15 protein-coding genes and 3 pseudogenes are annotated in these 19,703 nt (G+C 40.2%); 4 read left to right on the top strand and 14 right to left on the bottom strand.

The annotated features are described in order from the left end of the window. Positions 1-42: 42 nt before the first annotated feature. From SCALIN_RS09860 to SCALIN_RS09830, 7 genes are all read right to left on the bottom strand, one after another. A complete protein-coding gene (locus tag SCALIN_RS09860) occupies positions 43-1,563 on the bottom strand; it encodes a 2-isopropylmalate synthase (protein WP_096894335.1) in 1,521 nt (506 codons plus the stop codon). A gap of 188 nt (positions 1,564-1,751) precedes the next feature. Beyond that, a complete protein-coding gene (gene ilvC, locus SCALIN_RS09855; RefSeq protein ID WP_096894334.1) occupies positions 1,752-2,747 on the bottom strand; it encodes a ketol-acid reductoisomerase in 996 nt (331 codons plus the stop codon). Positions 2,748-2,764: 17 nt separating this feature from the next. Continuing rightward, the gene (locus tag SCALIN_RS09850) at positions 2,765-4,087 is read right to left on the bottom strand and encodes a dihydroorotase (protein ID WP_096894333.1); all 1,323 of its coding nucleotides are present in this window, start codon (positions 4,085-4,087) and stop codon (positions 2,765-2,767) included. Next, positions 4,087-4,566, bottom strand: a complete 480-nt coding sequence (gene ilvN, locus SCALIN_RS09845) for an acetolactate synthase small subunit (protein ID WP_096894332.1) — start codon at positions 4,564-4,566, stop codon at positions 4,087-4,089. The genes SCALIN_RS09850 and ilvN overlap by 1 nt, the downstream gene beginning before the upstream one ends. Before the next feature lie 74 nt (positions 4,567-4,640). Beyond that, entirely contained in the window at positions 4,641-5,840 is a 1,200-nt protein-coding gene (larC, locus tag SCALIN_RS09840; protein ID WP_096894331.1) for a nickel pincer cofactor biosynthesis protein LarC, read from the bottom strand. Positions 5,841-6,068: 228 nt separating this feature from the next. Then, positions 6,069-7,550, bottom strand: a complete 1,482-nt coding sequence (locus SCALIN_RS09835) for a B12-binding domain-containing radical SAM protein (RefSeq protein ID WP_096894361.1) — start codon at positions 7,548-7,550, stop codon at positions 6,069-6,071. 603 nt (positions 7,551-8,153) lie between these two features. Then, entirely contained in the window at positions 8,154-8,507 is a 354-nt protein-coding gene (locus SCALIN_RS09830) for a hypothetical protein (protein WP_096894330.1), read from the bottom strand. Between the two features lie 391 nt (positions 8,508-8,898). Here SCALIN_RS09830 and SCALIN_RS09825 point away from each other — a divergent pair. After that, a pseudogene (locus SCALIN_RS09825) lies at positions 8,899-9,806 on the top strand (tyrosine-type recombinase/integrase). Continuing rightward, positions 9,803-10,921, top strand: coding sequence for an IS91 family transposase (locus SCALIN_RS09815; RefSeq protein WP_096892569.1), 1,119 nt, complete (start codon positions 9,803-9,805; stop codon positions 10,919-10,921). Before SCALIN_RS09825 ends, SCALIN_RS09815 begins: the two are co-directional and overlap by 4 nt. A gap of 110 nt (positions 10,922-11,031) precedes the next feature. On the opposite strand, the gene SCALIN_RS22125 is transcribed toward SCALIN_RS09815, so the two are convergent. The 3 genes from SCALIN_RS22125 to SCALIN_RS09805 all read right to left on the bottom strand — a co-directional run bounded on the left by SCALIN_RS22125 (position 11,032) and on the right by SCALIN_RS09805 (position 13,792). Beyond that, positions 11,032-11,193 (bottom strand): hypothetical protein, encoded by a 162-nt coding sequence (locus SCALIN_RS22125; RefSeq protein WP_162532245.1) that lies wholly within the window; start codon positions 11,191-11,193, stop codon positions 11,032-11,034. An 18-nt stretch (positions 11,194-11,211) separates the two neighbouring features. Continuing rightward, a complete protein-coding gene (locus tag SCALIN_RS09810) occupies positions 11,212-11,775 on the bottom strand; it encodes a hypothetical protein (protein ID WP_096894329.1) in 564 nt (187 codons plus the stop codon). 313 nt (positions 11,776-12,088) lie between these two features. After that, positions 12,089-13,792, bottom strand: coding sequence for an ORC-CDC6 family AAA ATPase (locus SCALIN_RS09805; RefSeq protein WP_096894328.1), 1,704 nt, complete (start codon positions 13,790-13,792; stop codon positions 12,089-12,091). 269 nt (positions 13,793-14,061) lie between these two features. Here SCALIN_RS09805 and SCALIN_RS22120 point away from each other — a divergent pair, with 269 nt between their 5' ends. After that, complete coding sequence (locus SCALIN_RS22120; RefSeq protein WP_162532133.1) at positions 14,062-14,223, top strand: hypothetical protein; 162 nt, start codon at positions 14,062-14,064, stop codon at positions 14,221-14,223. A 110-nt stretch (positions 14,224-14,333) separates the two neighbouring features. Here the strand turns inward: SCALIN_RS22120 and SCALIN_RS09800 are convergent, their stop codons facing one another. The 4 genes and pseudogenes from SCALIN_RS09800 to SCALIN_RS09780 form a co-directional block, all read right to left on the bottom strand. Next, positions 14,334-15,452, bottom strand: coding sequence for an IS91 family transposase (locus SCALIN_RS09800; protein WP_096892569.1), 1,119 nt, complete (start codon positions 15,450-15,452; stop codon positions 14,334-14,336). Beyond that, a pseudogene (locus tag SCALIN_RS09790) lies at positions 15,449-16,356 on the bottom strand (tyrosine-type recombinase/integrase). The gene SCALIN_RS09800 and the pseudogene SCALIN_RS09790 overlap by 4 nt, the downstream one beginning before the upstream one ends. 168 nt (positions 16,357-16,524) lie before the next feature. Then, positions 16,525-17,704, bottom strand: a pseudogene (locus SCALIN_RS23900) (class I SAM-dependent DNA methyltransferase); the annotation flags it as partial. 110 nt (positions 17,705-17,814) lie between these two features. Next, positions 17,815-18,732: a restriction endonuclease gene (locus SCALIN_RS09780; protein ID WP_096894327.1), complete on the bottom strand. Its 918-nt coding sequence runs from the start codon at positions 18,730-18,732 to the stop codon at positions 17,815-17,817. Between the two features lie 526 nt (positions 18,733-19,258). Between SCALIN_RS09780 and SCALIN_RS09775 the strand changes: the two genes are divergently transcribed. Beyond that, a complete protein-coding gene (locus SCALIN_RS09775; protein WP_096894326.1) occupies positions 19,259-19,672 on the top strand; it encodes a hypothetical protein in 414 nt (137 codons plus the stop codon). The last annotated feature ends 31 nt before the right edge of the window (positions 19,673-19,703 follow it).

The following is a 19,703-nucleotide window of genomic DNA, read 5'->3' as shown; positions in this document are numbered from 1 at the left end:
TTCTCTCGAAAGAGAGGCCAGGTTTTTAATATGCAGATGTTTTTAATTAGTCTTTTTCTTGCGATGTTTTATCGCTACTTTATTGATGGCATTTAAATATGCATTTGCGCTTGCTTCTATTGTATCCGTGCTCACGGCACGACCTTTATAAGTATTTCCTTTAACTTCCACATCGACGCTCGCTTCTCCCAAGGCATCTTTTCCACTGGTCACCGACCTGACATTATAATCGAGGAGTGTTCCTTTAATTCCAGTTAATAAGTCTACTGTCTTAAAGATAGCGTCAATCGATCCGTCACCTTTGGCGGAATCTGCCACGATCTTATCTTTTCCGATACGAAGTCTTATACTGGCAGTCGGTACAGGGGCGCAATTTATACTTATACTTTCAAGCTCGTAAATATGCGGCACTTCTGACTTCTCATTCTGTATTAATGCTTCTATGTCCTGATCATAGATGTCTTTTTTCTTGTCAGCCAGGAGTTTAAATTGGCTGAATGTTTGTTCAAATTCTTCATCAGGCAGTTCATAACCGAGCGCCTTGACACGTCTTTTGAATGCGTGCCGACCGGAAAGTTTGCCGAGGACTATATTGGTCTTCGGTAGACCGATCTCTTCAGGTTTCATGATTTCATAGGTCGTACTCTCTTTTAAAACTCCGTCCTGATGTACACCTGATTCGTGTGCAAACGCGTTTTCTCCTACTATTGCCTTATTTCTTTGTATTCTCAGTCCTGTTAAACCACTGACAATCTTACTGGTGGCAACTATCTCCTTTGTCTTGATTCCTGTTGTATGTCTGAAGAAATCTTTTCTTGTTTTAAGCGCCATAACAATCTCTTCAAGAGATGCGTTCCCTGCCCTTTCACCGATTCCATTTATTGTGCACTCTACCTGCGTGGCGCCTGCTTTAACAGCCGCGAGTGAATTAGCAACCGCGAGGCCAAGATCATTGTGGCAGTGAACACTTATAACGGCATCATTGATATTTTTTACATTATCCTTAAGGTTTTTAATTAATGCGGCATACTGCTCTGGTATCGCATATCCTACAGTGTCTGGGATATTCACGGTCCTGGCTCCCGCCTCTATTACTGCCTCTAAGACTTCTACAAGAAAATCCGGTTCTGTTCTAGACGCGTCTTCCGGAGAGAATTCTACATTGTCAACATATTTCTTAGCTCGTTTTACACCTCTAACGGCAGTCTTTATGATCTCTTCTTTTGCTTTAATCAATTTGTGTTTTCGGTGAATTTCAGATGTTGCAAGAAAGACGTGAATTCTGGGTGATTCGGCAGATTTTAAAGCTTTTGCCGCGCAATCTATATCCTTGTCAACTGCCCGTGCGAGGGCGCAGATACTTACATCACGTATCTCCTTTGCGATAGAACTTACAGACTTAAAGTCACCCTCTGATGTAATAGGGAACCCGGCTTCCATTACATCAATATTCAGGTTAGATAGTTGTCTCGCTATCTGTAGTTTCTCTTTATGGTCCAGACTTGCACCGGGAGACTGCTCTCCATCTCTTAACGTAGTATCGAAGATTATGATTTTAGACACTAAAAACTCTTTCCTTCCTTGTACAGGTGTTTTATATAAAAAATGTAGACACTAATTTTACGAATTCACTTTGGTTGAATATTAAGAAATTAGCTTGATAGTTACACTTCGACTCCCCGCCTGAATGACGAAGTCGGGCAGGCGCTCAGTGTGACGTCATTCGGAGCTGAGTCGAGAAATCTATATTATTATTTTGAATCAATCCATTTCATGAGTTTTCGCAGTTTTGATCCAACTTGTTCTATCTGATGTTTCTTGTCTTTTGCGACGAGCGCGTTAAACATAGGTCGACCGGCTTTATTTTCAAGAATCCATTCTTTAGCAAATTTACCGTCCTGTATCTCAGAAAGTATTTTCTTCATCTCTTTCTTTGTTTTTTCAGTAACTATTCTCGGGCCTCTCGTCACATCTCCAAACTCAGCAGTATTACTGATAGAGTGTCTCATGTATGACAGACCTCCCTGGTAGAAGAGGTCTACTATCAGTTTCAGTTCATGCATACATTCAAAATATGCCAGTTCCGGTTGGTATCCCGCTTCCACTAGTGTTTCAAAACCTGCCTTTACCAGCGCAGAAGCTCCACCGCATAATACGGCTTGTTCACCAAAAAGATCTGTTTCTGTCTCTTCTGCGAAAGTAGTTGGCAGAATCCCACCTCTTCCGCCGCCAATACCTCCGGCATATGCAAGGGCAGTCTTCTCTGCTTTCTTTGAAGTGTCTTGATGGATGGCCATTAAACACGGAACACCTCCGCCTTTTTCATACTCACTCCTTACCAGATGTCCAGGTCCCTTTGGCGCTACCATGATAACATCAACATCTTTTGGAGGAACAACCTGACCAAAATGAATGTTGAACCCATGTGAGAATAGAAGAGTTTTGCCTTTTTTCAAATGAGGCTTAATCTCTGCTTCATAGACATCTCCCTGTACTTCATCGGGCATCAGTATTGCGACCAGATCACCCTGTTGTGTTGCTTTATCTGCTGACACAGGTTTAAAACCGTGTTTAACTGCAAGGCTGTAATTTGGAGAACCCTTCCTCTGTCCAACTATAACTTTAAGGCCACTTTCACGGAGGTTTTGCGCATGGGCATGTCCCTGGCTGCCGTAGCCGATTATTGAGATCTTTTTACCTTTCAGTGGTTTAATATTAGCATCTTGGTCTGTATAAAGCTTTGTCATGTCATTCCTTTCTATAATTAAATATTCTCTATTATCTTTCCCTCTTTCATGATAATCCTGTTTCCAACTATTGTCATGATTGCTTTTCCCTGAAGTTTCCAACCGTCAAATGGACAGTTCCTTGCCTTTGAGAAAAACTTATTAACATCCACTTTCCATCTTTTTTTCAAATCTATTACTACAATGTTCGCTTTAGTCCCCGGTGTCAGGCTGCCAATCCCGAATTTGTCCAGATCAAAAATTTTAGCCGGTAAAATAGTCATTTGGTCTATTGCCTGTTTCAGTGTTAGAACACCGGGACGGACAAGGTGTGTTAACACCAGGCCTAAAGTAGTTTCTAAACCTATTAACCCAAAAGCAGCTTTATTAAAAGACAAATTCTTATCTTTTGCCGAATGCGGCGCATGATCGCTGGCGATAATATCTATAGTGCCGTCAGCTAATCCCTTTTGTACCGCCTTAACATCCGCTTTTGACCTTAACGGGGGGTTGACTTTAGCATTAGTACCAATTTTTTCCACCGTTTCCTTGCTTAATAGAAGATGATGTGGCGCGGCTTCCGCAGTTATTTTCACACCTCTTTTTTTTGCTTTGGCAATTTCTGATACTGATTTAGCAAGACTAACATGTGAAATATGAATCCTGGCTCCCGCCTTCTCTGCCAACCCAATATCACGCATAATAAAATCAGCTTCAGCCTCGTACGGTTGGTTCGAATCAGAATCAGGAAAATTTCGAAGGTTTTTCTTTTTATCTTTTTGCCTTTTACGATATAACGGCGATTCTTCACAATGAGGATTAACTAAAACGTCATATTCTCTGCCTTTTTTTAGCGCATTAAGCATTAATCTCTCTCCGGCGACAGGGTGTCCATCATCAGAGATCGCTTTCGCACCTGCAATTTTTAATTTTTCAATATTGACCAATCTATGTCCATTCAGCCCAACTGTAGCAGCTGATTTTGAATAATAATTGATTATACTCTCTCTCTTCGCAATTGTTAAAAGCTTAATAAGCCGCGATGGAGAATCGATAGGTGGATTCGTATTTGGCTCTGCTATCACAGTAGTAAAGCCACCTGCGGCAGCCGCCCGTGAACCTGAAATAAGGTCTTCCTTATGCTCTTGCCCCGGTTGTCTGAAATGAACATGCACATCTACAAGTCCTGGAACTACTATTTTGTCCTTTGCATCTACGACTAAAGCGTCTTTGTCTTTAATATTTTTACCGATCTTCTCAATCCTGGAGTTACTGATCAGGATATCAAACACTCCTGTTTTTTTGTTTGGAACATTATAAACAGTACCGTTTTTGATTAAAATCTTTTTATAATCAGTCATTATTTTTGCCCACGGTTCATAGCGATCCTGCCTGTACGCGCAACTTCCTTTATGCCGTGTGGACGAAGTAGATCTAACACTGCTTCAAGTCTGTCTTCAGGGCCGGAAATTTCAATAACCATATCTTTGTGTCCGACGTCTATTATCTTTCCTCTAAAGACGTCAACCAACTCTATGATTTCACTTCTTTTACCTGGAACAGCGCTTACCTTAATAAGCATCAGGTTACGTTCAACATACTCTGTGTCCGTAAAATCTATCACCTTAATTGTATCGATGACCTTGCCTAATTGTTTGCGGACCTGTTCTAATATCGATTCGTCACCACTGACAACTATAGTCATTCTGGAAGTTGTATTGTTTTCAGTTTCACCTACCGCCAGGCTTTCAATATTAAATCCTCTTCCACTGAATAGTCCGGTGATCCGTGACAGTACACCGACCTTATTTTCAACTAAAACAGATATTACATGTTTCATGAGATTTCAGCTCCTTTCAACCTGTCTGTGAGTGTACAGATGTCGCCAGGTTGCTCTGATAACTTTCTTAAATGTTATATGTTTCTATCATTGATTGACTGGGCCGCATTTATAGCTGCATTATAAACCAGTTTTAACGGAAGTGCATTTATATCCGCAATTTTTCTGCAGTCCTCATGTTCCGGGGTAATATTCTTGATGCTTCCGTTCAACATGCCTATCTTTACTTTGATGGTCCCAAATTCAGTTTCAACATCAACCAGTTTTCTATCTAGCTTCTTACGACTTGCTTTATACTTTCTGATTCCAAATGTCGTAGATTGTTCGAACATGATTTTTTCCACTTTTGACAGATGCACATCATCAACAATAATACTGATTAATATTCCCGGACGTGATTTTTTCATTTGTACAGGTGTTATGTATCCGTCCAATGCTCCGGCATCTAACATCTTTTCGAGTAAATAGCCAAAATGCTCTCCGGGCATATCATCAATATTTGTCTCTACCATCCAGACTTCATCCTGTCCACCAACTGTAGTTGTTTCACCAATCATTACTCTCAGTAGATTAGGTACTTCCGCGATTTCATGATTGCCTGCACCGTATCCTATCTGTAACAGTGAAATATCCGGGTACTTTTCTACATTAACACCTAAAGTTGTTAAAATAGCCGCTCCGGTAGGTGTTGTGAGTTCATGTTGTATGTTCGTACCTATTACGTGATGCCCTTTTAATAGCTCTACAGTTGCCGGTGCTGGGATTGGGAACTGCCCATGATGACATTTTACAAACCCTGTTCCTGTTCTTATTGGAGAAAAATATATATTTTCGATCTTAAGATCATGAAAAGCAATTACAGCTCCAACGATGTCTACAATTGAATCAATAGCACCAACTTCGTGAAAATGAACATCTTCCGGTAACGTGTCATGCACCTTTGCTTCCGCGTTTGCCAGGTTTTCAAAGATTCTGATGCTGTCACTTTTTACACTTTTACTCAGTGAGCTTTTGTTAATAATTTCGGATACATCTTTAAGAGTTCTTCTTTTGTGGTGTTCATCATTTTTACTATCTTCTTTTATTGTCACATTGAATTTTGTTCCGGTAATTGCAGAGCGAAGGACTTTTTTCGAGTCAGTTTCATAGTTGTCCAGGCTCAGTTTAGTGAGTTCTTCATTAAGTTTTTTCTGGCTGAAACCCGCATCAATCAGGGATCCAATGACCATATCACCACTGACGCCGGAGAAACAATCAAAATACGCGATCTTCATAAGTCATAAATATATAAAATTCATCTGGTTATGTAGTTTTTTAAACTCATAGATGTTAGCACACGTATTTTATAGAGTCAATCAAAAACCCATTTCATAAAAGGTCAGAGGTGTCTATCAGTCTGACCAATCAGATCGGACAGGAAGTTTGAAGTAGGCTAAATTTGTTGGTAATTGTTCATGATGTAATAGAAACTGCAGGACCTTTTTGTATAATACAGTGAGTTTTTAAAGGATGTGTAGCTCACTGATTTTACGAAAGTGATAGCCATATACTGCAAGAGTAACGGCAAGTGGAAATAATTCGCGGCGATGAACAGTCGTCCATAACAGAAGATTCCAGAATTGGACTCGCTCCTTACCCATAATACCGAGGTGGTAAATAGAACTCACCAATCCTACAATATGTTCAAATTTAATTCTGCTCTTGATTTTGGGTGATTTATACTCTTTGAAGAGTGTCATGATGCGTTTATAATAATTATCAGGGGAGTAGATATGTCTTAGTATTTTTTTGTACCCCTCTCTACATGTGTCTGCGTCCATGTTGTTCGGGATTATATTTGTCGAACCGTCTGCATTGTCACCTGTCATCAGCCCGAGCAGCCTTCCCTCTTTTTTCAGCCGGTCGTACAGTTTTGTACCGGTTGGAGCTTGAAGCAGACCAACCATTGCAGTTACAATTCCTGTTTTCTGGATGAAATCAATCTGTCGTTGGAATATGGATGGTGTATCATTGTCAAACCCGACAATAAAACCGGCCTGTACCTGTAATCCTGCTCGCTGTATAATCCGCACGTCTTCGGCTAAATCACGATCTTTGTTCTGCTTCTTACCGCATTCGTCCAGGCTGTCAGTGTCAGGTGTCTCGATTCCGACAAATACGGTGTTAAACCCTGCATCGAACATCATCTGCATTAATGACTCGTCTTTTGCCAGATTGATAGACACTTCAGTGTTAAATGTTACTCCCGGGTGATCAGTTTGCCATTTGATTAATGCGGGTAGTAAATCTTGTTTCAGGCTTCTTCTGTTCCCGATAAGATTGTCATCAACGAAGAATACATTCCCGCGCCATCCCTGATTATAGAAAGTATCGAGTTCGGCAATGATCTGATCTGTGTTCTTGGTCCGTGTACGACGTCCGAATAGCGCTGTTACATCACAAAATTCGCATTGATATGGGCAGCCCCTTGTATATTGTATACTCATTGAGGCATAGTTTTTCAAATCGGCCAGCTTCCATAAAGGGGCCGGAGTTTCTCGAATATCAGCAAATTCGGGTGTTTTGTATATCGGTTTGGCACAACCATTTTTCAGGTCTTCCAGGAAAGGGGGTACCGTTATCTCTCCTTCATTAAGTACAAAATGATCGACATCCTTAAAATGTTCGTACTCGCTTGTAAAAAGAGGACCTCCGGCAACAATCTTGATGCCAGCGTCTTTACATCGTCTTATAAGTTGATAGGCAGATGTGCGTTGAACAACCATGCTGCTGAAAAACGCGTAATCAGCCCATTTAAGATCTTTATCAGTGAGTTTTGTTGCATTGGCATCTACTAAGCGTAGTGACCATTCTTTCGGAAGCATTGCCGCAATGGTCAGCAGTCCAAGTGGTGGGAATGATGACTTTTTACGTATGAACTTAAGTGCGTGTTTGAAACTCCAGAAAGTATCAGGAAACTCAGGATATATTAATAATACATTCATAGCGTCAGTTTTCGCTAATGTTATTATGCTGTTAAATACTGCAAGAAACCCTTGCTTACTTCTTTGATTATTAAACCTTGATTCTATACCAATAATGTGTAATGTCAAAGGTAATATAATATTATCATAATGAGGATTTTTAATTTTTTTTACAGGGTTGGTTGGTAGTGGTGTTTGTAAGTTAAAATCTCCCGGAATTTATTACCGACTGAAAACTTTTTTGTCATGCATTTATAACAAAACCTGGGCTACGAATCTGTAGATTTGTTTTATATTCTTGATATATCAGCGGGTCAAGCCAGCTTTTATGTAGTAAAAATAATTTGTTACTGTTGAATATTGTTGCTTATGTTTGGTTACCTCTATTGGATAGATTTAGCAACTGGCTTATGTCAGGAGAGGTGAAAATCTTTGATGAATTATATAATACCGCATTCAGTAATACAATAGGATTTGTTTCTATTGGGAAATAGTATGCATTCCTGATTAGAAAAATGGCATGAACCCCTTGCCACAACTCACTATATTCATAATTTAGTGGCAAAAAACCAGTATAGCCGGACAAGTAGGAGTCGATCAATCGACTATATCCCCATTCCGGCCTTATTTTGGTTTCGTATCGGTGACATCAACAACTTTCGCATTGCCTTCGATCATCTTGACCTGTTCTTCCTCGAAAACTAGCGTATCGACAAAATGTTCGTGCAGGTCGTCAGGAAATTCAGCCGTCTTGGGTATCATCTTAGCGTAGAGGCGGTAAAACTCTGTCTGGTTGTCTCGTGCCCACGCCAAGAAAGCTTCGTGACCAGTCATAGGCTTGCCATCTTTACCAACCTTGTTATTGCCCATCTCGTCGTAAGCCTTATGAAACGCCGCTCTCACATCATTTGTAAGCTTATTCCGTGAGCCTTTCTTCCGGCCTGTACTGAAAGTATTTCCTTGTTCAAATCTTGCCATTTTTCGCTATTCTCCCGCTAGTTTCTTGCCTTTTTGGAATACCATACGGTCTTCTCCATGTCATTTACCCGTCATTTTACTACATATAGCCCAAAACATCAATTTGTTCGTTGTATTGTCAATTTCGGTCTCACGTGTACATACTCGTTATTCGGCCTTCCGCCATTGCGGCCTGCCAATCTAAAAGTCAATTGTCAATAGAGAAGATGTTTCCTTTGGCATTGGAAAGACAGGTCATAACCGGCTGCCAGCGAAGTTGACAGTCTGTGTTGATGCTATTGTTGGACGAAGCCGCTATCGCGGAGAACAAAATCGGAAATTTATTATATAATGTAACCTCACACCCTCAACGGGAGGGTGAATCTATTAACAAATAGGAGGTTACAGGTCTATGAAAACATTATCTCAATCCGATTTCAACAAAAATTACCAAACGCATCTAAAGCACCTACGCTTGAAAGGACTCCGGCCAAAAACAATCGAGGCTTATTCACGTGCCATCCGACGGATCGGTGATTATTTTGACAATCAGATACACGATCTATCTGAACAGCAACTACTTGACTATTTTTCCAATCTCCTCAATACCCATTCATGGAGCGCAGTCAAATTAGACCTCTACGGACTAAAGTTTTTCTACACTCATGTGCTTCATAAGCGTTGGGAGCAAGTAAATCTTATTAAACCACCCAAAACGCAACGTTTGCCCGATATTGTCACCATTAATGAAGCCCACCAACTTTTCCAGGTGACGAGAAAACTCAGTTACCGGGCCTTCTACTTTGTTCTTTACAGTCTTGGTCTCCGCCTGGGTGAAGGACTACGTCTTGAGGTTAGCGATGTCGATTCTCAGCGAATGCGGGTGCATATCCGCGATAGCAAAGGCAATAAAGACCGTTTCGTACCCCTGCCAAAGGTAACCCTGAATCTCTTACGCCGTTTTTGGCTTGTTCATCGCAATCCTGTCTTTCTATTTCCAGGCCGTCATGGTGGCTTGAAATCAGCCCACCTGGCAAAAACACCTCTGAATAGAAATGGCGTTCAGGCCACTCTGCGTAAGGTAGCCCGGGAGTGTGGAATTAAAAAAAAATTACACCACACAGTCTGCGACACAGCTACGCAACCCATCTGATTGAGGCGGGTGTTGATCTGCTTGAAGTACAAAAAATCCTCGGCCACCACAGTATTTTAACCACTGCCAAATATACCCACCTGACCTCTCATACAAATCGTAATGCCTTGCAATTAATTAATGATTTGATGAATGGTTTTTCCATAGAATGGGGGAATGTTATATGATATCTCTCTCCTCTATAATTGAGACCTTCATTGCTGACTTTATCACTCTTTATCATGGTTCGATCCTGCCAAGTCAATTCAAAGCCCTGGCAGCCATGAAGGATTGTCGCACTACGCAAAGCCGCGTCATGCTGGTCCAATGTAATGACTGTGAAAAACAGGTTTTTGTACCGCACTCCTGCGGTAACCGCAATTGTCCTCATTGTCAGAGTCATGAGTGTCAGCAGTGGTTGGAGCGTCAACTGAAAAAAGAAGTGCCTGCTGACTATTTTATGCTCACCTTTACTATACCCAAAGAGCTTCGATCATTAGCATGGCAGCATCAACGCTTGCTTTACTCGATAATGATACAGTGTTGTTGGGAAACCGTAAAAACCTTTGTCCAAAATGACAGCGTATTACAAGGAAACGCTGGAGCCATCACTGTTTTGCACACCCACTCTCGCTCTCTCGATTACCACCCGCATATCCATCTGGTAATGCCAGCCGGGGCCATCAATCAGAAGAAAAAGCTTTGGAGCTTCAAAAAAAGCGAAGGAAAGACGCGGTACCTTTTCAATCACAAAGCGCTGGCTAAAGTGTTTCGAGCAAAAATGCTCGATGCCGTGAACAAAGCGGCTCTTACGCTTCCAGTTAATTATCCCAAAACATGGGTCGTCGATTGCAAATTTGTCGGCAACGGTGAAAAGGCACTGGTCTATCTTGGTCGTTATCTCTACAAAGGGGTCATTCAAGAGAAAGATATTATTACGTGCAAAGATGGTCAGGTGACCTTTCGTTACCAGGATAGTAAGAGCAAAAAAATGCTCACAAGAACACTTCCCGGCCCGCAGTTTCTCAGGTTGATTCTCCAGCATGTTCTACCCAAAGGTTTCAGGCGAACACGGAACTTTGGTTTCCTCCACCCTAATAGCAAACGCTTGATTGCATTGCTTCAGTACCTTACCGGTATCAACCCGAATAAGTCGTCAGCCTGGTTCAGAGAGCGTCCAAAGCTTACGTGCAAATGCTGTGGAGGAATAATGAAGATCATAAAAACGATGATACCTCCATCACACAAATCCAGGTCTTTCCCCTACAAGTTAACAAAAGAGGAGGCTGTTCTGGTTATGTAATCGAATCCGCTATGCATCTAAGATTTGCAAAAACGGCATTATCGGGTCGAGATGGCCCCCGTTTGCCCAAATTTGAGGTAAAATGGTTACCAAGGCTTTTTTTGTAGCTCCTAAAGCATGACGACAGCAATTGAAAAATCCACTTCTTTGGCTTCATAGCTTATGCGGTAAAAAAGAGAAGTAATCTTCATAAGATATTTTCTTATACAATGTTTAGCACCCAAACAACGGGCTTGTCCAACAAACGGTTCAGATTGTGGTTCGTCCCTCACACAATCTAACCTTATTCGTTAGTTGTCTCCTTTAGGCCTACGAACGAAACCCATGGTAATCAAACCAATGGCTAAGGTTATCATTAGACCCAAAAACCATTTAGAAAAGTCATAAATCCTGTCAATTTGATCTTTTGTTGATACGGCTAGCACAGCATGTTTGTGCTCCAATTCGTCCATCTCTTTTCTAAGGAGGGGAATTGCTAAGGCTTTCTCTGGGTTCTCTACTATTATAACCTTGAGGGCATCGAGTTCAGAAGATACAGATTTTACACTCTTCTGTACTTTGTCGAGACCTATTGATGCTAGCATCTCCTGAGAAGAGGTATTGATTATGTCCGAGAGTTCATTTACTCTATCTTCTAGGCTTTGTAAACGTTTGCTCACGTTGGTATCAGTAGGCGCAATAATTGTTGCAGGTTGAAATTCGATATTTGTTAGCTTGCCTGACCGTATTAGCTGAAACCCGAGGATAGCGACAACAATAACCACTAGGCTCAATACCACCGGAAGAACTTTTGTGGTCTCAAGCATTATGTTACCAACTTTCAGTTGGAATCTTTCTTTTTTCTCTTCCGCCATTATGGAGTCATAATCTCTTGGTCTTTGACGCCTAACAAGTAGATAACCAGTTTCTGATTAACAAAGCCATTGCAATAATATCCAAATAAACCTGTATATCTAAAGAAAATACAGAATAACGCACACTTATCAGACGTTAATAACTTTTTCTTGTAAGCATACAATAGGCTTTATAGACTATTCACGCCTAGTAATTCAAGCGTTTTTTCCTGATAGTATTATTTTGCTATACCACCGGTTAATTTTATCTTCAATAATCCCACTATGGAGTGCAGTGGAATAGCGGTAAGATGCAGCGGCTTGTTCTATAATTCTAAAGCACTTCTATAGCTTGAGAAATTTTACTGTCTCCAAACATAAACGGCATAAACCGAACTCTTCTCCCTTGAAATAGAGACTTATTCTTATCATCATCGATTATATAGTCTTCCGTAAAAAAATACTTTTGTTCGTCGTCCCCTTGTATAAACCCACTGGATTTTGATACAAAATCGATAACTCCTTCTACTTTAGCAGTGATACTTGCTTGCTCAATAACTTTATCAGTTATTCTTGCAACCCTTGGTGCCCATCTGCCGTTAGCAAGTGATCGATCACGATTTATTTTTTCGGAACTCGGCTCATAGTGTGTTGGGATATCGTGTGCAATACAAAAGCTATAATCGAAAGCATAGATATTACTCTTCCTACCAGTACCAACATGTACTACATTAATAAGATTATATTCTTGTGATCTAGATGTGTATTTATTTAGCGAAAGTGACATATTTGGGAATTCAAATTTATATGTGCTACGGCTTTTGCACGCTTTTACAAGATTTTGAAGAAGTTCCCTCTCTGGTTCTGTGTAAAGACCCTCAGTATCTCTTGCATGGTGTTTTAGGGTTTCAGCGACATGCTTTAGATTTATCTTGTTTGCTCCCTTATGATCTTCGTATGCTTCCTCCATTGATGCCTCCAATAGCTGTATTAATCTGCGCATATTGCCGTTTGATGCATTTATCAACTGTTCGATACAATCACCATAATTTTCTTTAACATTTATTTCAAATAAATCCTCTGCTTTAATAGGAGTGTCTGTTTCTTCCGAATTTATATAGTTTTGTATTATGTGACATGTTTTCTTTCGAAACTCCTTGTAGCCATCGCTGTCCATGATGTTGTTTTCAAGAAGGATAACATCGCCATAGCGAGTTTCAGTGAGTATGTCCTGATATGAATTTGGATAAATTGCAATCTTTGTTCGAATGAATGGTGCTGTTCGTAACTGATTCATTAGTATTAAAAAAAGGGAATCATTATCTTTGCCACGAAAGAAATTTTTGTCAAGAGAACCTGCTTCATCTATTAAAAGAATAATTTTACCGCCTTGATCACTAAGAAGACTTTGATAACTTTCTTCGATATCTTTGATTCCGGGACTTGGTTTGCATTTGATTTCATTAAGTTTGTGTTCTTTGAATTCAGCTGAAATCTCAATAAATTTTGGTTTTATACCCCCTTTCAATCCAAGTTCAGTTGTAATGCGCTCTGCATACTCAACGGAGCCTAGCTTTGCTAATTTATTTAGACAGTTAGCTATTTTTTGACCTTGTAATAAATCAGGTGGTAAAGATTTAATCCCCATATGGATTTTGGCCATTTGTTTTGCATCTTGCAAACGAATATATGTCGAAGCCAACTCTTCAATAATTTTTATCACTATAGCTTTATAAATTTCAGATGGGTCTCTAAGATGCTGAAAATCGTTCAGTTTTATCATTACAGGCAAAACCACCTCTTCTTGATTAGCAAGGCTTTCAACAATGCTGTATAGGTAATACGCATAGTTTGCTTTCAAATACATTGTCTTGCCTGAACCCATCCGTCCTTTGATAATGCTATTTTCGTAATCGAATGGAGTGGTAAACCCAGAAAATGGGCTTACGAAGAGGTCTAGGATTTGGCTAATATCGTATTCATCCGCATTCCTTGACATGAATGGTCTTCTTGAGTAAAGCTCTTGAATTTGTTCCATTTATTTATTCCTCAATTACCTAATATCGCCTTATATTATAATAATAAAATAACTTGTCAAGAATGATGTAATATTTAAAGGTACGATTATTAAAGGTATTTTTATGTGCCAAAAATGGTGATTATTAAACGGGGAAAAATGGGGAAAATAAAAATCTTTGTATAATCCACATTCCAGATAGCTTTTTGCTCGCCTATACCCCCTAAAAATGCCTTTTCCCCTTGATTTTGATTGTTATCTGCGTATTATAACGAATAAGGTTAGATTGTGTGAGGGACGAACCACAATCTGAACCGTTTGTTGGACAAGCCCGTTGTTTGGGTGCTAAACATTGTATAAGAAAATATCTTATGAAGATTGCTTCTCTTTTTTACCGCAGAAGCTATGAAGCCAAAGAAGTGGATTTTTCAATTGCTGTCGTCATGCTTTAGGAGCTACAGAACATGGTTTTTCGGCCATTTTACCTCAAATTTGGGCAAACGGGGGCCATCTCGACCCGATAATGCCGTTTTTGCAAATCTTAGATGCATAGCGGATTCGATTACATAACCAGAACAGCCTCCTCTTTTGTTAACTTGTAGGGGAAAGACCTGGATTTGTGTGATGGAGGTATCATCGTTTTTATGATCTTCATTATTCCTCCACAGCATTTGCACGTAAGCTTTGGACGCTCTCTGAACCAGGCTGACGACTTATTCGGGTTGATACCGGTAAGGTACTGAAGCAATGCAATCAAGCGTTTGCTATTAGGGTGGAGGAAACCAAAGTTCCGTGTTCGCCTGAAACCTTTGGGTAGAACATGCTGGAGAATCAACCTGAGAAACTGCGGGCCGGGAAGTGTTCTTGTGAGCATTTTTTTGCTCTTACTATCCTGGTAACGAAAGGTCACCTGACCATCTTTGCACGTAATAATATCTTTCTCTTGAATGACCCCTTTGTAGAGATAACGACCAAGATAGACCAGTGCCTTTTCACCGTTGCCGACAAATTTGCAATCGACGACCCATGTTTTGGGATAATTAACTGGAAGCGTAAGAGCCGCTTTGTTCACGGCATCGAGCATTTTTGCTCGAAACACTTTAGCCAGCGCTTTGTGATTGAAAAGGTACCGCGTCTTTCCTTCGCTTTTTTTGAAGCTCCAAAGCTTTTTCTTCTGATTGATGGCCCCGGCTGGCATTACCAGATGGATATGCGGGTGGTAATCGAGAGAGCGAGAGTGGGTGTGCAAAACAGTGATGGCTCCAGCGTTTCCTTGTAATACGCTGTCATTTTGGACAAAGGTTTTTACGGTTTCCCAACAACACTGTATCATTATCGAGTAAAGCAAGCGTTGATGCTGCCATGCTAATGATCGAAGCTCTTTGGGTATAGTAAAGGTGAGCATAAAATAGTCAGCAGGCACTTCTTTTTTCAGTTGACGCTCCAACCACTGCTGACACTCATGACTCTGACAATGAGGACAATTGCGGTTACCGCAGGAGTGCGGTACAAAAACCTGTTTTTCACAGTCATTACATTGGACCAGCATGACGCGGCTTTGCGTAGTGCGACAATCCTTCATGGCTGCCAGGGCTTTGAATTGACTTGGCAGGATCGAACCATGATAAAGAGTGATAAAGTCAGCAATGAAGGTCTCAATTATAGAGGAGAGAGATATCATATAACATTCCCCCATTCTATGGAAAAACCATTCATCAAATCATTAATTAATTGCAAGGCATTACGATTTGTATGAGAGGTCAGGTGGGTATATTTGGCAGTGGTTAAAATACTGTGGTGGCCGAGGATTTTTTGTACTTCAAGCAGATCAACACCCGCCTCAATCAGATGGGTTGCGTAGCTGTGTCGCAGACTGTGTGGTGTAATTTTTTTTTAATTCCACACTCCCGGGCTACCTTACGCAGAGTGGCCTGAACGCCATTTCTATTCAGAGGTGTTTTTGCCAGGTGGGCTGATTTCAAGCCACCATGACGGCCTGGAAATAGAAAGACAGGATTGCGATGAACAAGCCAAAAACGGCGTAAGAGATTCAGGGTTACCTTTGGCAGGGGTACGAAACGGTCTTTATTGCCTTTGCTATCGCGGATATGCACCCGCATTCGCTGAGAATCGACATCGCTAACCTCAAGACGTAGTCCTTCACCCAGGCGGAGACCAAGACTGTAAAGAACAAAGTAGAAGGCCCGGTAACTGAGTTTTCTCGTCACCTGGAAAAGTTGGTGGGCTTCATTAATGGTGACAATATCGGGCAAACGTTGCGTTTTGGGTGGTTTAATAAGATTTACTTGCTCCCAACGCTTATGAAGCACATGAGTGTAGAAAAACTTTAGTCCGTAGAGGTCTAATTTGACTGCGCTCCATGAATGGGTATTGAGGAGATTGGAAAAATAGTCAAGTAGTTGCTGTTCAGATAGATCGTGTATCTGATTGTCAAAATAATCACCGATCCGTCGGATGGCACGTGAATAAGCCTCGATTGTTTTTGGCCGGAGTCCTTTCAAGCGTAGGTGCTTTAGATGCGTTTGGTAATTTTTGTTGAAATCGGATTGAGATAATGTTTTCATAGACCTGTAACCTCCTATTTGTTAATAGATTCACCCTCCCGTTGAGGGTGTGAGGTTACATTATATAATAAATTTCCGATTTTGTTCTCCGCGATAGCGGCTTCGTCCAACAATCGTATTATATGTTCAACAAATCATATCCCATAGAGCAAAACCAAGGAGGGTAATAAATGCCCATACTTTTTTAGTAGGTGCACCTTTTTCAAAAAACAGCACAACGGTTTTAACGCCTGCGCCGGTAAATGTACCACCGGGTAAATCCAGTATCGTGTGCAGGTCACAGCTTTCCATCAATTGTTTGCGCAGTGAGACGGAAGCATTGTCGGTGTTTGAAAGGAAGGTGTTTTTTATAACCACACCTGCTCTGCCTCCGGCTTTGAGCTTTTTGATAAAATGCTGTAAGAACAGGAAGGCCGTTTCCCCTGTTTTAATGGGAAAATTTTGTTGCACTTCCTTGCGTTCCTTCCCGCCAAAAGGCGGATTAGCCAGTATAATGTTAAAACGGTCTTTTTCCTGAATATCAGAAATGTTTTCGGCCAAGGTGTTGGTATGTACAATATTGGGAGCCTCGATGCCGTGCAAAATCATATTCATAATGCCAATAATGTAAGCCAGTGATTTCTTTTCTTTGCCGTAAAATGTTTTTCGTTGTAGCGTATCGGCTTGTTTTGTTGTTAAGCTCTTGCTGGCTTTCAAATATTCAAAGGCTTCACACAGAAAGCCTGCGGAGCCAACCGCACCGTCATAAATGGTATTGCCTATTTCCGGGGCAACTACTTTTACGATGGTTTTGATCAGCGGCCTCGGCGTGTAATATTCTCCGCCGTTACGCCCGGCATTGCCCATGTTTTTGATTTTGGATTCATACAGATGGGACATTTCGTGTTTCTCTTTATGGGTGCGGAAACGCAGTTCATCAACAAGGTTAATCACTTCCCTCAAATTATAACCGCTTTGGATTCTATTTTTAAGCTCGCTGAAAATCTCGCCAACTTTATATTCGATGGTGTCTGCGCTTTCCGCATGTTCTTTGAACTTTTTTCAGGTAGGGAAACAATTGCAGGTCAACGAACTCACCCAAATCATCGCCGCTTAATGCTTTGTGGTGGTCGAGTTTGCCATTACCGTCTTTGGGTGCAGCCCATACATCCCATTTGAATTTCTCGTCAATAATAGGTGTGTAAGTTTTACCGGAAAGCTCGGCAGCGGTTTGTTTATCCTTTTCCAGATCGTCCAGATATTTTAGAAATAAAACCCATGAAGTTTGTTCTACATAATCCAGCTCGCTACTACAACCAGCGTCTTTCCAAAGCGTATCGTCAATATTTTTGAAAGTTTGTTCAAACATAAAAATGCCCTTTTAAATTAAAATAAATTATTCGCAAATGCCAAAGTTCATCGGTAACAATGGTGTGCATCGGAATTGCCTTCCGGTGTTGCGTCTTGTTATGTGTTTTGCTAATTTTCTTCAAAGTAATCAGAGTCAATAGACTTAACACGATAGGTGTTCACCTCCGATAACCCTATACTATGTTCTATCATCAAATCTGTAAGTCGTTCTCCGTCAATCAGAATGATTTTATATTCTACTTGTCCGACAAACTCGTAAACACTTTTTGGAAAACTTGAAGTTGTAATGAATATCCCTTTTTTCGCCTTCTTAGATGCAAGTGCCCCTGTAAAATCACGGATTTCTTTTACGGGAACGGCATTGTCCCACCTCTTCGCTTGAAGATATATGACATCAAGTCCAAGTTTATCTTCATTGATTATACCGTCGATTCCCCCATCACCTGATTTTCCCATTGCTTGGCCTGCATCTTTTCTTGAACCTCCGTAGCCCATTGTAATAAGCAAATCTATAACGAGTTTTTCAAAAAATTCAGGTGAGCATGTTTTAATAATATCAAGTAGCTCTTTTGCTAATTCGGAATGAAGTTTTTGATATGCGTATTCAAGAGATTCTTCCGGTGTTTGGTCTGTATTGCTTTCAATAAACTCAGATTGAGACGAAGCATCGTCTTCTTTCTCTCTTTTTAGCGATTTGAACTTCACAAAATCATCATAGCGTGTAAGGAATTGGGAGTTTATTTCGGTTGGATTCTCTTTCAACAATTTCAGCCCCTTGTCGCTAATTTTGAAATGAGCACGCTTGGATGAAATTAGAAGACCAGCCTTTTTCATGTAAGTTCTAGCCCAACCGACTCTATTTCGAAAAACAGTCTGTTTCCCGCTGGGAAGAAGTTCTCTTATCTCCCCATCTGTCAGTTTGAATAGTCCTGCTAGGACATCATGGGTTTCACCTAACCCATGTTCTTGGCCGTCCGAAAGATATTTGAGCAGAGGCAACATTATTTCTTCATATTTTGGTATCATTTTTACTCCTAATCCTGGGCGTTAGTCGGTCAGCAAGTTATTATATGGTTTAATGGCATGCGTGGAAACTAGATTACCGCTTTGTACAGAAACTGCCTGAACGCTTATTGGTTTCCACTCAATAAGGAAAATAGTAACAAATTAGATTTTCGAGTCAATGTAAATAAGGAAAGGAAACCTCGGTTTACTAATTTGCGATGTTCCCCGTATCCGGGGACGGTGCCTGTGCTACGAGGGCGTTTGCTATGCACCTCTATAGATAGTACATAATGGTTAGTCACCCTACTCTTTTTTCCTCTTGATTTTGATACTTACCTGAGTATTATAAACCTCAGAATTAATATTATTTATAAGTATTCATATCACACAGATATGACTTCATCAATTGATGGATATGCTTTTCATAGATTAAGTTTATTTTTACAGAAACACGTATAATAACAATTGGCAATAGACTGGCCAGTCTTATATTTTCACTAATTTGTAGAATAAATATAAAAATTAATGTTAGGAGCCAACTAGATAAATGAAAATAGAATTAACAATAAAAGATTTCTGTGATTCTACTGATCTCATTAACCAAATTAAATCTCAAGCAGCAATATCAAATTGCAATATAACGTTTCCGAACTTACAAGTAAAAGGCAGTGGGCATTCAGATGGCAAAGTAACAAAAAAATCTACTTTTAAATTATATATTATAGCAACAACCTTTTTAACTATTCTTGAATTTCTTGAACCAATACAACCCTATCTAACCGAATTGTTAAAAAAAGACCCTAGACAGGAAATCACTATAAAATCAGAAAGCATCAATGTTGAGATAAAAACAGACCAAGACATTACTAAAATTTTAGAATCAATAAAAGAAATATTAGAAAACAAAAAAAATAAACCAATTATAATGCTCAATAATATCTCAAATGATCATATCTTTTAATTCGTCAAACTTTGTTTTCATAGCGGAAAAT

Origin of the sequence: Candidatus Scalindua japonica, from assembly GCF_002443295.1 — a bacterium.
In the GTDB taxonomy this organism is placed as follows: Bacteria; Planctomycetota; Brocadiia; order Brocadiales; family Scalinduaceae; genus Scalindua; species Scalindua japonica.
The sequence above is the reverse complement of the archived record's forward strand: the minus strand, read 5'-3'. Positions and strand labels throughout refer to the sequence as shown.

Excerpts from the sequence above, each read along its gene's own strand:
- ilvC (WP_096894334.1), bottom strand. The coding sequence starts at position 2,747 with ATGACAAAGCTTTATACAGACCAAGATGCTAATATTAAACCACTGAAA.
- SCALIN_RS09850 (WP_096894333.1), bottom strand. The coding sequence starts at position 4,087 with ATGACTGATTATAAAAAGATTTTAATCAAAAACGGTACTGTTTATAAT.
- ilvN (WP_096894332.1), bottom strand. The coding sequence starts at position 4,566 with ATGAAACATGTAATATCTGTTTTAGTTGAAAATAAGGTCGGTGTACTG.
- larC (WP_096894331.1), bottom strand. The coding sequence starts at position 5,840 with ATGAAGATCGCGTATTTTGATTGTTTCTCCGGCGTCAGTGGTGATATG.
- SCALIN_RS09835 (WP_096894361.1), bottom strand. The coding sequence starts at position 7,550 with ATGAATGTATTATTAATATATCCTGAGTTTCCTGATACTTTCTGGAGT.
- SCALIN_RS09830 (WP_096894330.1), bottom strand. The coding sequence starts at position 8,507 with ATGGCAAGATTTGAACAAGGAAATACTTTCAGTACAGGCCGGAAGAAA.
- SCALIN_RS09815 (WP_096892569.1), top strand. The coding sequence starts at position 9,803 with ATGATATCTCTCTCCTCTATAATTGAGACCTTCATTGCTGACTTTATC.
- SCALIN_RS09810 (WP_096894329.1), bottom strand. The coding sequence starts at position 11,775 with ATGGCGGAAGAGAAAAAAGAAAGATTCCAACTGAAAGTTGGTAACATA.
- SCALIN_RS09805 (WP_096894328.1), bottom strand. The coding sequence starts at position 13,792 with ATGGAACAAATTCAAGAGCTTTACTCAAGAAGACCATTCATGTCAAGG.
- SCALIN_RS09800 (WP_096892569.1), bottom strand. The coding sequence starts at position 15,452 with ATGATATCTCTCTCCTCTATAATTGAGACCTTCATTGCTGACTTTATC.
- SCALIN_RS09780 (WP_096894327.1), bottom strand. The coding sequence starts at position 18,732 with ATGATACCAAAATATGAAGAAATAATGTTGCCTCTGCTCAAATATCTT.
- SCALIN_RS09775 (WP_096894326.1), top strand. The coding sequence starts at position 19,259 with ATGAAAATAGAATTAACAATAAAAGATTTCTGTGATTCTACTGATCTC.